A 12,556-nucleotide genomic window follows, 5' to 3' on the forward strand; every position below is an offset into this window, starting at 1 on the left:
TCCCTCACGCGCATAAAATGTCTATAAATACAAATGATAATTCCTCAGGAATGATTAATATTGTAGAAACTACATTTAAAATCAAAATGCGAATCATGAATTCAGACTTCATAAAAAAAATAGTTTTCATTTTACTTCTCACATTTTACAGCATAAATATTTCGGCACAATCGAAACATGTTTTGTGGTATAATCAACCCGCCGAATTCTTTGAAGAAAGTTTGGTTTTAGGAAACGGAAAAATGGGGGCGACAGTTTATAGTGGTGCAAATTCAGATAAAATTGATTTGAATGACATTACCCTTTGGTCAGGCGAACCTGTAAATGCTAATATGAGTCCGGAAGCTTATAAAAACATTCCAGCAATTCGCGAAGCTTTAAAAAATGAAAACTATAAACTCGCGGAAGAATTAAATAAAAAAGTTCAAGGCAAAAACTCCGAATCGTATGCGCCTTTAGGAACTTTAGAAATCAATAATTCCGAGAAAGGAAAAGCGGTAAATTATCATCGTGAATTGGATCTTTCGAATGCAATTTCAAAAGTAAGCTACGAAATGGCAGGCATAAAATATACGCGAGAATATTTTGTTTCAGCGCCAGATCAAATTATGATCATCAAATTAACGGCCGATCAAAAAGGCGCTTTGAATTTTGATGTTAATTTAAAAAGCCTTTTGCAATCAAATGTTGAAGTAAAAGGCAATATTTTGGTAATGACAGGTACTGCGCCAATTCACGAAAATAAGGGATATACTGTTTTGCCAAAATATCTAAACATAAAAGAAAGAGGAACAAAATTTACCACTTTGGTCCAAATCAAAAAAACAGACGGAAAAGTTACAAGTTCCAGAGAATCTTTGACTTTAAAAGATGCTACAGAAGCCATTATTTTTGTTTCTGTTGCAACTAGTTTTAATGGCTTTGACAAAAATCCAGCAACCGAAGGTTTGGACGATATTACAAATGCCTTGCAAAATTTGAATAAAGCATACGCAAAACCATTCGATAAAATAAAAGAATCTCATATTGCCGATTATCAAAAATTCTTCAATCGTGTCGATTTAGACCTTGGAAAAACTACCGCTCCAGATTTGCCAACAGACGAACGTTTATTACGCTACGCTGATGGAAAGGAAGATAAAAATCTGGAGATTCTGTATTTCAATTTCGGACGTTATTTATTGATTAGTTCCTCAAGAACAATTGGTGTTCCGGCAAATCTTCAAGGACTTTGGAATCCGTACCTGAATCCGCCTTGGAGCAGTAATTATACAATGAATATTAATCTGGAAGAAAATTACTGGTTGGCGGAAAACACCAATCTTTCAGAAATGCATTTGCCACTTTTGAGTTTCATTAAAAACCTTTCGGTAACCGGAAAAGTGACAGCAAAGACTTTTTATGGAATAAACCAAGGCTGGGCCGCTGCTCATAACTCAGATATTTGGGCAATGACGAATCCGGTTGGGCAATTTGGGAAAGAAGAACCTATGTGGGCATGCTGGCCAATTGCGGGCGCGTGGCTGAGTACGCATATTTGGGAACATTACACATTTACGCAAGATGTAAACTATTTGAAAAAAGAAGGTTATCCTTTAATGAAAGGTGCGGCTGAATTTTGCTTAGGCTGGCTGGTAACCGATAAAAACGGTAATTTAATTACTTCGCCATCAACGTCGCCAGAAAATCAATATAAACTGACAGATGGTTTTGTTGGTGCTACTTTATATGGAGGAACAGCAGATTTGGCAATGATTCGCGAATGTTTTGACAAAACCATAAAAGCCTCAAAAGTGCTGAATACAGATGCCGCTTTTAGAGATAAATTGGAAAAAGCATTAGCTAAATTTCATCCGTATCAAATTGGGAAAAAGGGAAATCTTCAAGAATGGTATTTTGATTGGGATGACAACGAACCTAAGCATCGTCATCAATCGCATTTATTCGGACTTTTTCCTGGCAATCATATCACGCCTTTAAAAACACCTGATTTGGCTGAAGCTTCAAGAAAAACGCTCGAAATAAAAGGCGACGAAACGACAGGTTGGTCAAAAGGTTGGAGAATTAATCTTTGGGCTAGACTTTGGGACGGAAATCGTGCTTATAAAATGTATCGCGAATTGTTGCGCTACGTTGATCCAGACAAGAAGAAAACTGACAAGCCAAGACGAGGAGGAGGAACGTATCCGAATTTATTCGATGCGCATCCGCCATTTCAAATCGACGGGAATTTTGGTGGTACAGCTGCAGTTGCCGAAATGTTGGTTCAATCGGATGAAAACGAAATTCGTTTGCTTCCTGCTTTGCCGGATGCTTGGGAAGAAGGTGCTGTAAAAGGAATTTGCGCAAGAGGCGGATTTGAAATTGAAATGAATTGGAGTAATAAAAACATTCAAAAATTGATAGTCTCCTCTAAACTTGGCGGAAAAACAACTTTGATTTTTGGAGATAAAAAACAGGAAGTTGTTTTGAAAAAAGGAGAAAAGTTAGAAATCAAATTTTAATAAAAATATTTGTTTTGTAGTTAAACCCGACAGGTTTTAAAAACCTGTCGGGTTTGGTTTTTTTGCAAGCTTCGTAGAAGCGAAATATTTATAGAATAAAATAAACATTTGCAAAATAGCTCCAGCGGAGCGACATATAATTTTTCGCAATCAAATATGTCGCTCCCCTGGAGCTTTTGTATGTACTTAATTGGATTTCTATAAATATTTAGCCTCTCTGAGGCTTTTACATTAACACGATTGATTTCTATAAATATTTTGTCCCGCTGGAACTTTCTTTTATCACTCTAATTTATAACTATATCCAACTTGAACATAAAACGGAATCAAAGGCGTACTTTTAAAATCTTCATTCATTACTTTTCCGGCCCTTAAAGTTAGGTCGCTTCGGCTAAAAGAATAACCGCCTTGAATTCCGAAGTTGAAATTTCCTCCAGTTGTAGGTTCAAACCAGCCATTTTTCACATCCGGATAAACTTCTTTATAAATTTCACTGTGTTGAAAATGGGTTACGATGGCTTTATCAAAACCAAATTCTCCGGCAACAAACCATTTTGATTTATAATACCCAATTGTCGTCGAAGCATCGGCACCAAAATTTTGTAAAGTCACCAGCGGATTTCCATAACGTCTGTAAATTCCGTGAAGCGAAGCATTAAAATAGAAATTTTCAGTATGGTATATATTGATTTGCCCGCCAATTTTAGTTTTAAAATCATCAAAAACAACTTCGCCTGAAGCTAGAGAAAAAGAGCTTTCCAGAATAATTGGTAATTTGGTTTTTAAATGATAACCATAACTTAAGCCATAAACAAAACTGTAATCCCAGCCTGCATTGGCATTTAAAATATGCTTTTCTTCGCTTTTAAGATTTCTCCAGTTGATACTTTGAGCTTGTGAAAAATTAGATGTAAAAAGTGAAATAAGAAATGTGATCAATATTATAATTGTTTTCATGGCGGTTATTTTAATTCGTTTAAATACTTCAGGACAATTGGATGCACATTTTCCCATTTGAAATAAATCATTTCGTGGCCTGTTTCTTTTACTTCTTCAATTTCTGAATTCGGGAAATAAGCGGCTTCTTTTTTTGCAAAACTCAAACCGTAAGATTCATTCAATTCTCCGTATAAAAACAAAACCTTCGTTTTGTATTGATTGAGATTTGTGGTAAAATCAAAACCATCATTTTCGGCAATATCAGTGAAACTTTCCAAAACGGTTGTGCCAATTCTCCAAAACGGCGACGGTCCGGGAATGCCTTCTTTATTGCCTTTTGCATAAGAGAAACTTGAAGAAATTCCGTATTTATAATCTAAAATTTCATGCTGATTTTCTTTTCCTGTCAAAAATTGATCGACGTATAAAAGATTGCTGGTTACTTCAGAAAAAATGTTGATTTTGCGACTCATTTCGCCATATTCGTCTAAAAGTTGTTTGTTCAACCCGCCAGGCTCAGCGAGAATTAATCCGTCGATTTTATCGGGATACGAATTGACATACGCAGTTCCCAGCATTGCACCCCAAGAATGACCAAAAAGAAAAATCTTCTGATTAGCTGAAGTGCGATAATATTTAATGACTTCGGTCAGATCATCTAGAACTAATTGGATTGAATAACTGTTCTTGTCGTGTCTTTTTGATAATCCAGAACCGCGCTGATCGTAAAAAATCACATAATAACCTTCGTTGGCGAGTTGTTGAACATTGAGCCCGTTTCGATAATCAGAACCTGGGCCGCCGTGAAGAAATACCAACATCGGGTTGTTTGGATTGCCAAAAGTTTCTGCGTGAAGTTGTGTTCCGTTAATAAAAATGGAAGGAATCGATGCATCTTGATCGACTGTTTTTGGAACTAAATTCCCGACTCCGTCAATTTCATTGTCATTTTCGCATCCAAGAAAAAAGAAAATCGAAATGGCTATTACTGCTGAATATAACATCTTGTTTTTCATTGCATAATTTTTTAAAATTTTTATGCAAAGATGTTGCTTAGACTAATGGTAGTCGCCCCAACTTGTAAGGTGGTTCTTTTTTTTAATATGCTAAGTTACTAAGGCGCTAAGTTGCTAAGTTTTTTGTTGAAATTTGTTTGTCGAAATATTAAGTTATTTTGCCACAGATTATAGGATTAAAATGATTTAAAAATCTGTTTAAATCTGTTTAAATCTGCGAGAAACAAAAAAAACTTATTTCAAATATTCAGAAGGAGAAAGTCCGGTTGCTTTTTTGAAGTTTCGGTTAAAAGCGGTTTTCGAATTAAACCCACATTCAAAAGCGACTGAAAGCAAAGTGAATTTTTGATTTTCGGGCAAAAGAATCAATTTTTTGAATTCCTCCACACGTTGTAGATTGATATAATCGTAAAAGTTTTTTCCTTCGGTTGAATTGATCACTTGCGAAAGAACATTAGAATGGATATTTAATCTTTGAGATAAATCGGCTAACGTCAAATCTGGATTTTTATACAGTTTTTCATTTGCCATAATCTCAGTTAGCTTTTGTTGAAGAAGATTCAAATCTGAATTTGTCAAACTTGATTTTTCGTATTTGACTTTTTCAGAAGTATTAATGCTTTGAATGTTTTCAGTAGAGGAAATTTCCGGAATTTGGTTTTCAGAAAAAGTCTGATTTGTAAAAATCCCAACTTGCTTGATTCCGAAATATCCAATGAAAATCACGTAAAAAACTACAAACGTAAAGATGTATTCGTCATTAAATAAAATAACTACAAGCCAGATAATACTTGAACCAAGAATTAAATATTGAAGCCAGCGCAAATTGATTTTTTCAGTAGATGAAAATGCTTCTGAAATGTTTTTGCGATGTTTTGAAAGTTTTCGAAGCGAAAGCAAAGCATATGTTATTCCCGAAATTAAAATAGCGCTGTATAAAAGCAGAATTAGATTTTCATAGCCTTTTCCTTCATTCTGGAAAACTTTCGATTTTTCTTCAAAAGAAAGACTGAAAAACGGAATAAGAATTAAAATTGCCAAAACAAAAGGCAAAAAATGTAAAAGATTGTATTTTCTATGCAGATTTTGACTGGTCAATGCCGAAGTATATAAAAACAAAAACGGACCTTGAAGCAAGGGCATTGGCAATTCAAACCCCAATAAAAACGGAAAGGAAGCAAACTCATTTTTATAATGCAGATAATATAAAAACAAATGAAATCCGGTAAAAAACAGCCAAAAAGCCAAGATTTTATCTGCTTCGCTTTTGTTTTTTTTGCTTGCCAGAATAACAACTAGAAAAAAGGTAATTATAATGCCTGTCAGGTACAACATATACGTTTTGATTTTGGTGAAATCGGTTATTGGAAATTCGAGGCAAGATAATTTATTTTGACTAGATTTTTATAGCGGGTTTATTGCTAAAAAGTAAAGTTTTTATAGTGAAATCATTCATTTACATGATAATAACTTTTCTGGGATTTTGATAGGAACTTATTTTAAGTAACTTTGAAAAAACAATAATTCTAAGAAAATGGCTTATAATCCTACTACGGTGGCCAATTATTTTATAGGAAAATATTCGAAAACCGGAAATTTAACGCCTATGAAAATAATTAAACTGACCTACATTGCGTACGGCTGGTATCTTGCATTGACCAATAAAGAAGAACGATTGATTGATGAAAAACCTATTGCGTGGGATTTTGGCCCAGTTTTTCCATCTTTATATTATAGCATCAAACAATACAAAAAGAATATTATTACGGAGCGAATTCCAAATCCGGTTAAAAATGAAAAAATTTCAACGGATGACGAGAAATTCTTAGATAAAATATGGGATTTGTACGGACGTTTTGACGGAATTTATTTGAGTGCCTTAACGCATACAGAAGGAACGCCATGGACGAAAGTGTATCAAAAAGACACCAACGCCGTGATTTCTGATGACGATATTTATGACCATTATAAAACCAAACTTAAACCGATTTAAGATGGCCCTAGATCTTAACCGAATTTCAATTGATAGTTATTCAGCGCTTACTCCTGAAGATTTAACAAATGCCAGAACGCAAAATCAGATTCTTGAAGACCGTTTAGGGAATGCAAGAATTGGTCGTTTTTTAGAAGACACAAAACTGAGAAGACATTTGACTTATATCTTTTCGTTTATTATTTTTCTGTGGCTGGCTTCGGTAATTTCGATTTTATATTTTAATGGAAATTTGCTGCGTCTTAATCTTTCAGAAAACGTTTTGATCACTTTACTTACGACTTCAAGTGTTAATGTAATTGGTATGATGCTGATTATTTTAAAGAATTTGTTTCCAAAACCAATTGCTGATTCCGAATAAAATTTTGAATTTATTCTTTTTCAGTTTTTGAATTTTCTTCGGATTTTTTCGTTTGCTCTTTTTTAAAGCTTTCGTACCACTTTTCGATTGAAGGATATACAAAAGCGGCAACCTTTTTCACCGGATTGTAAAAAATAGATTTGTCTAGAGTTTCTTGTTTGGCAAAAGTATTGTTGAAGTTTATTTTTTCGAATAAAGCAATAAAAATACTCAAGATCAAGATGGTTTTTAAAACTCTGAAAAATCCGCCACCCAGTTTATTCATCCAACCTAACATGGCAAAATCTGCAATTCCGGTTAAAATTTTGGCTAAAAAATAAATACCAATTACAACGAGAATAAAAGTCAGGATAAAAGCCGTAATCTGAATGTTTGTCGGATTCCAAGAAACATGTTTTGATATTATTCCCGTCATAAACGACGAAAATTTGATCGCCAGATAAATTCCCAACAACAAAGAAATAAAAGAAGCAACTTCTACAAAAAGCCCGTTTTTAATTCCTTTGTACAAACTATATCCTAGAAGCGCGCCAACAATAATATCAAAAAAACTCATGATTTGGTTTTGTGTTAAATGAGGCGCAAAGATAAATTTTTTTTTGAGGGACAAAGGCTCAAAGTAACAAAGCGACAAAGGTTTTATCTTGTAGGGAGTTAAATTTTTAAGCGCATTGAGATTGAAGTCCGTATCTTTGCGAACTAAAAATTTATGTTTTGAAATTTATAATTTACAATTCATAATTCACAATTATAAAAAATGTCTAGAGATACACAACTAAAAGAGCGCTGGGAAAAGCTCGTCGATATACTTTCAAATCAATTTTCGCAAGGCGAAGATTTAGATTTAGATGCCATAATTTACTTAATTGGAGTTCAGGAATACGGAAAAGTACACCGCCAATATAAAAAAGACGAAAAACTGAACTTAATGCACATTGCAATCTGTCGATTGTTAGAACCATATGGGTTTTATGAATTCGAATATTTTGATGAAGACGGATGGCCACATTACAAAGTAAAAGAACAATTGCCATCATTGAAAGCCGGAGAACAATCCGTTTTGATGAAAGAAGCCATTGTAAGTTATTTTTTAGAAAGAAAGCTGATTGAATAGCATTATTTGATGTTAAAATTGCAGTTTATGGAATTATTTGGCAGAAAATCGAAAACTACTAGCGCGACTACACACTTTAAACTAAAAACACTAAATTTGTATTCTCAAGAACCGAAGGAAAATGATAGATAAGATAAAAGTACATATAGAGGAAGCAAAAGCCTTTAATGAGAAAAATAAAGAATCTTTAGAGCAATTCCGAATTAAATATTTAGGAAGTAAGGGGTTATTAAAAGAACTTTTTACTGAGTTTAAAAATATTCCAAATGATCAGAAAAAAGATTTTGGACAAGTAATCAATACCTTAAAAGCTGTTGCTGAAGAAAAAGTTAGAGTTATTCAGGAAGAGCTTGAAAGCAAAGAAGAGGTTAAAGGTGCTTTTGGTGATTTGACTCGCGCTGCTGAGCCAGTAATTGTGGGATCTCGTCACCCTATTTCGATTGTTAAAAATCAGATTATTGATATTTTTGCCAATATTGGATTCAATGTTTCTGAAGGTCCAGAAATTGAAGACGATTGGCATAATTTTACAGCATTGAACTTGCCAGAATACCATCCGGCCCGTGATATGCAGGATACATTTTTCATTCAGACAAATCCTGACGTGTTGTTGCGTACGCATACATCATCTGTTCAGGTGCGTTATATGGAAAATCACAAACCGCCAATTCGTACGATTTCTCCAGGACGTGTTTTCCGTAACGAAGCGATTTCATCTCGTTCGCACTGTATTTTCCATCAAGTGGAAGGATTGTACATTGACAAAGATGTTTCATTTGCTGATTTGAAACAAACGTTGCTTTATTTCACAAAAGAAATGTTCGGAAAATCAAAGATTCGTCTTCGTCCATCTTATTTCCCATTTACAGAGCCAAGTGCTGAAATTGATATTTATTGGGGATTAAAAACAGAAACAGATTACAGAATTACAAAAGGAACGGGTTGGTTGGAAATTGGAGGCTGCGGAATGGTAGATCCAAACGTTCTTAAAAACTGCGATATCAATCCAGATGAATACAACGGATTCGCTTTTGGAATGGGAGTAGAGCGTATTGCAATGCTTTTATACCAAATTGGAGACATCCGTATGTTCTACGAAAACGATGTTCGTTTCTTAGAGCAGTTCAAGGCAAATATATAATTCTAAGTCTAGAAGTCATAAAGTCGAAAGTCGTAAAGTCATTACTTTGAGGTTTTCGACTTTATGACTTTCGACTTTTTAACTTTCGACTAAAATGAAAAAAGATATAATAATTCCAGAAGTTGAAAACGTATTTCTTGCTGCAGTGCAGGAGTGGAGTGACGATTTTATGGAAAAAGTGTGGTACGCTTATTTAGTTAATGACAGTGACTTTAACTTAGACAGCGTAATGGTGGTTTCAAAAGCATTTGGAACAATTGACGGCGAAATGAAAAAAACATCGATTTTGCGTCATGCTTTTGTTGAGGTTCCTTCGGTTTCTGTTGTAAAGATAGAATTGGTAGAAAAGAGCCTTCTAGCGCTTAATAATGAATTTATGGTAACGTTCTTCATCGGAAATACTTTGTACGATAAGAAGTTCATTTTTAAAGCCAATTCGCTTGACGAAAACAAAACGGAAGAAGTGCCGATTTTATTTGTTGAAGGGGTTATGGTGAAATAAGAATCAAGAACAAAGAGGCAAGAGAAAAGATTTATTATTTTGACAAATGAAAAAAGTAAATGTTCTCATCAAGAAAAACCCTGAAATTATTACCTTAATCATTTGGCTAATAATCTTCGTTGCTGTAGGTTTATTTTATAATAATTTAAAAGCGATGTTAATAGTTTTCCTTGGAATTGTTGTGTTTGGGATATTAATAGGAATTATGCCTTTTTTAGCAAACATCTTTAAACTGATTTATTATTTATCGCTTAATTTTTATAATAATAAGATTAAAAAAGAGTCAAGACGAAATTAAATAAGTCTTGACTCTTTTTTTATGTTTAAGAAATCTATTTTCTTTGCTCTTGCTTCTTTCTTCTAAAATCAATCCAAAGACTCCGTCAATTTCTTGAAAACTGTTTTAGCATCTTTTCCTTCGTATAAAACAGCATAAACAGCGTCTATAATTGGCGTTTTGGCGCCGTAACCTTGATTTAGTTTATAAGCACTTTTTGTTGCGTAGTAACCTTCGGCAACCATGCTCATTTCCATCATGGCGCTTTTTACTGTGTATCCTTTTCCAATCATATTTCCGAACATTCTGTTTCTAGAAAAAACAGAATATCCTGTAACCAATAAATCGCCCAAATAAGCAGAATCATTGATGTTTCGTTTCATTTTATGTACTTTTCTGATGAATTTTTTCATCTCACGTATCGCATTACTCATTAAAACCGATTGGAAGTTGTCGCCATAACCTAAACCATGAGCGATTCCTGCAGCGATAGAGTAAATGTTTTTCAGCATTGCAGCATATTCAGTTCCGATAATGTCGTCTGAGATTTTTGCTTTGATGTAGTTTCCAGAAAGAGATTTGGCAACATTGCATGCTTTTTCAGGATCGCCACAAGCAATTGTTAAATAAGAAAGTCTTTCAAGAGCAACTTCTTCGGCGTGGCAAGGTCCTGTGATTACGCCAATATTGTAATAAGGAATATCGTATTGAATGTGGAAATGTTCTCCAACAATCAAACTAGTTTCAGGAACGATTCCTTTAATTGCCGAGAAAATAATTTTGTCTGACAAAGAAACCGTCATGTTTTTCATTTCGGCATCTAAAAATGCAGAAGGAATAGCGAAGATCAAATAATCGGCATATTCAATTGCTTCGTTGATATTGTTGGTCAATCTAAGTTTTTTGGTGTCAAATTCCACCGAACTTAAATAGTTTGGGTTGTGTTTGTATTTCTGAATGTGCTCTATTGCAGCGTCATTGCGCATATACCACGCAATTTCAGATTGATTAACGCACAGCATTTTTGCAATTGCCGTTGCCCAGCTTCCTCCTCCAATTACTGCAAATTTCAAATTTTCGCTCATTATTTTAATAATTTAAAACAAAAGTACTTAATAATGTGCTAATAAAGCAAAACCTCATTTAAGAAATTTGCAAAACTCCCTTAAAAACAGCGGTTTTCAGGAGGTTAGGAAAAGAAATAAAAAAATATTTTGCATCGAACACAATAAAATAATACGTCTTACGTTGTAAGTGATTATAAATTAGAATTTTAATGAATTTAATAAAAATTGAGTTAGTTAGTTTTGTTTTAGTATTGTGAAAAGGCGTTCCTAAATGTTTTAAGAACGCCTTTTTTATAAAATTCCAATAAAAAAATCCAAATTCCAGTCTTGAGCCCATTGGAATTTGGATTTTTTATTTTGGAATTTATATGTTAGTAACTTAGTTCAACAATTGATTTTACTTTGTCTAGAGTAACTAATTGATTTTCGCCTAAACCTTTCCAGCCTCTTTCTTCGAAACGATTTACAATGAAATCAGCTGTATTAGAATAGTCGTTTGTGTATTGAGAAAGTTTGGTATCCATTCCCATTGTATGGAAAAATTCAACTGTTTTGTTGATGGCGTCTTGAGCAACTTCGTCGTCTGAACCAGTTAAGTTGAAGATTCTTCTTCCGTATTGGGCCAGTTTGCCTTTTTTGGTTTCAAACATTACTTTATATAAGCTTGGCCCAATAATAGCTAGAGTTCTCGCGTGATCAATTTCATAAAGTGCAGTCAATTCGTGGCCAATCATATGCGTTGCCCAATCGCTAGGGACGCCTTTTTGGATTAATCCGTTCAAGGCCATCGTACAGCTCCACATAAAATTAGAAGCCAAAGTATAATCGGTTGGGTTTTCCACAACACCTGGGCCAACTTGAATTAGTGTTTGTAAAATGCCTTCGGCAATTCTATCTTGAAGAAAACCTTCGTGCGGATAAGTCAAATATTGCTCCATTACATGGGTGTAAGCATCTACAACACCATTTTGAATTTGTCTTTTTGGTAAAGACGCAATTACAGTTGGATCACAAATAGAGAATTTTGGAAATAAAGCACTTCCGCCAGAAGCTAATTTTTCTTGGGTTGCTTCAATAGTTATAACGTATCCAGAATTCATTTCGCTTCCCGTTGCCGGAAGTGTCAAAATAGTTCCGAAAGGCATTGCATTTTCTTTGATTAAAATTCTTTTTTGAAGAATATCAATTGGGTTTCCTTCAAAATTTACAGCAGCCGAGATAAATTTCACGCCGTCAATAACTGAACCACCACCAACAGCAAGAATAAAGTCGATTTTTTCGGCCTTGATTACATCAACAGCTTTCATCAAAGTTTCAAATCTTGGATTTGGCTCAATTCCGCCAAATTCTACGATTTCAAAACCTTTTAAATTTTGGATTACTTGATCGTAAATTCCGTTTTTAAAAATACTTCCACCGCCATAAGCCAATAAAATTTTAGCGTCTTTTGGTACTAAAGTCGAAAGTTTTTCAATTTGTCCTTTTCCGAAGATTAAATTCGTCGGATTATATAATTCAAAGTTGAGCATGTTTTTAGAGTTTCTGAGATGCTAAGCTGCTAAGATTCTAAGTTTTTTTAGCATCTGGTTAATTTTATTATTTTAATTTTTGATAAAAATCTAAGTTGCTAAAAGAAAACTTA

The 12,556-nt window shown here is 34.0% G+C and carries 13 protein-coding genes; 7 read left to right on the top strand and 6 right to left on the bottom strand.

What is annotated here, in order from left to right:
* The first annotated feature begins 17 nt into the window (after nt 1-17).
* Entirely contained in the window at nt 18-2,504 is a 2,487-nt protein-coding gene (locus EYY60_RS06995; RefSeq protein WP_235832303.1) for a glycoside hydrolase family 95 protein, read from the top strand.
* 282 nt (nt 2,505-2,786) lie between these two features.
* Here EYY60_RS06995 and EYY60_RS07000 read toward each other — a convergent pair whose 3' ends face one another.
* The 3 genes from EYY60_RS07000 to EYY60_RS07010 all read right to left on the bottom strand — a co-directional run bounded on the left by EYY60_RS07000 (nt 2,787) and on the right by EYY60_RS07010 (nt 5,794).
* Nucleotides 2,787-3,461, bottom strand: a complete 675-nt coding sequence (locus EYY60_RS07000) for a hypothetical protein (protein WP_132988672.1) — start codon at nt 3,459-3,461, stop codon at nt 2,787-2,789.
* 5 nt (nt 3,462-3,466) lie between these two features.
* A complete protein-coding gene (locus EYY60_RS07005) occupies nt 3,467-4,459 on the bottom strand; it encodes an alpha/beta fold hydrolase (RefSeq protein ID WP_132988673.1) in 993 nt (330 codons plus the stop codon).
* A gap of 234 nt (nt 4,460-4,693) precedes the next feature.
* The gene (locus EYY60_RS07010; protein WP_132988674.1) at nt 4,694-5,794 is read right to left on the bottom strand and encodes a helix-turn-helix domain-containing protein; all 1,101 of its coding nucleotides are present in this window, start codon (nt 5,792-5,794) and stop codon (nt 4,694-4,696) included.
* A gap of 199 nt (nt 5,795-5,993) precedes the next feature.
* Between EYY60_RS07010 and EYY60_RS07015 the strand changes: the two genes are divergently transcribed.
* Both EYY60_RS07015 and EYY60_RS07020 read left to right on the top strand, forming a co-directional pair.
* Nucleotides 5,994-6,452, top strand: a complete 459-nt coding sequence (locus tag EYY60_RS07015) for a Panacea domain-containing protein (RefSeq protein WP_132988675.1) — start codon at nt 5,994-5,996, stop codon at nt 6,450-6,452.
* Nucleotide 6,453: 1 nt separating this feature from the next.
* The gene (locus EYY60_RS07020; protein ID WP_132988676.1) at nt 6,454-6,813 is read left to right on the top strand and encodes a hypothetical protein; all 360 of its coding nucleotides are present in this window, start codon (nt 6,454-6,456) and stop codon (nt 6,811-6,813) included.
* Between the two features lie 10 nt (nt 6,814-6,823).
* Here EYY60_RS07020 and EYY60_RS07025 read toward each other — a convergent pair whose 3' ends face one another.
* Nucleotides 6,824-7,369, bottom strand: a complete 546-nt coding sequence (locus EYY60_RS07025) for a CvpA family protein (protein WP_132988677.1) — start codon at nt 7,367-7,369, stop codon at nt 6,824-6,826.
* 201 nt (nt 7,370-7,570) lie between these two features.
* On the opposite strand from EYY60_RS07025, the gene EYY60_RS07030 reads away from it, so the two are divergent.
* The 4 genes from EYY60_RS07030 to EYY60_RS07045 all read left to right on the top strand — a co-directional run bounded on the left by EYY60_RS07030 (nt 7,571) and on the right by EYY60_RS07045 (nt 9,868).
* Nucleotides 7,571-7,927 carry a hypothetical protein gene (locus tag EYY60_RS07030; RefSeq protein ID WP_132988678.1) on the top strand — a complete coding sequence of 119 codons (357 nt, stop codon included), beginning with the start codon at nt 7,571-7,573 and terminating at the stop codon, nt 7,925-7,927.
* Nucleotides 7,928-8,048: 121 nt separating this feature from the next.
* Nucleotides 8,049-9,068, top strand: a complete 1,020-nt coding sequence (pheS, locus tag EYY60_RS07035; protein ID WP_132988679.1) for a phenylalanine--tRNA ligase subunit alpha — start codon at nt 8,049-8,051, stop codon at nt 9,066-9,068.
* Nucleotides 9,069-9,162: 94 nt separating this feature from the next.
* A complete protein-coding gene (locus tag EYY60_RS07040) occupies nt 9,163-9,570 on the top strand; it encodes a hypothetical protein (RefSeq protein WP_012022855.1) in 408 nt (135 codons plus the stop codon).
* A 46-nt stretch (nt 9,571-9,616) separates the two neighbouring features.
* Entirely contained in the window at nt 9,617-9,868 is a 252-nt protein-coding gene (locus EYY60_RS07045) for a hypothetical protein (RefSeq protein ID WP_132988680.1), read from the top strand.
* 68 nt (nt 9,869-9,936) lie between these two features.
* On the opposite strand, the gene EYY60_RS07050 is transcribed toward EYY60_RS07045, so the two are convergent.
* Both EYY60_RS07050 and EYY60_RS07055 read right to left on the bottom strand, forming a co-directional pair.
* Entirely contained in the window at nt 9,937-10,932 is a 996-nt protein-coding gene (locus tag EYY60_RS07050; protein ID WP_132988681.1) for an NAD(P)H-dependent glycerol-3-phosphate dehydrogenase, read from the bottom strand.
* A gap of 353 nt (nt 10,933-11,285) precedes the next feature.
* The gene (locus EYY60_RS07055) at nt 11,286-12,443 is read right to left on the bottom strand and encodes an iron-containing alcohol dehydrogenase (RefSeq protein WP_132988682.1); all 1,158 of its coding nucleotides are present in this window, start codon (nt 12,441-12,443) and stop codon (nt 11,286-11,288) included.
* Nucleotides 12,444-12,556: the final 113 nt, after the last annotated feature.

It is taken from the genome of Flavobacterium zhairuonense (assembly GCF_004352915.1).
GTDB classification, from domain to species: domain Bacteria; phylum Bacteroidota; class Bacteroidia; order Flavobacteriales; family Flavobacteriaceae; genus Flavobacterium; species Flavobacterium zhairuonense.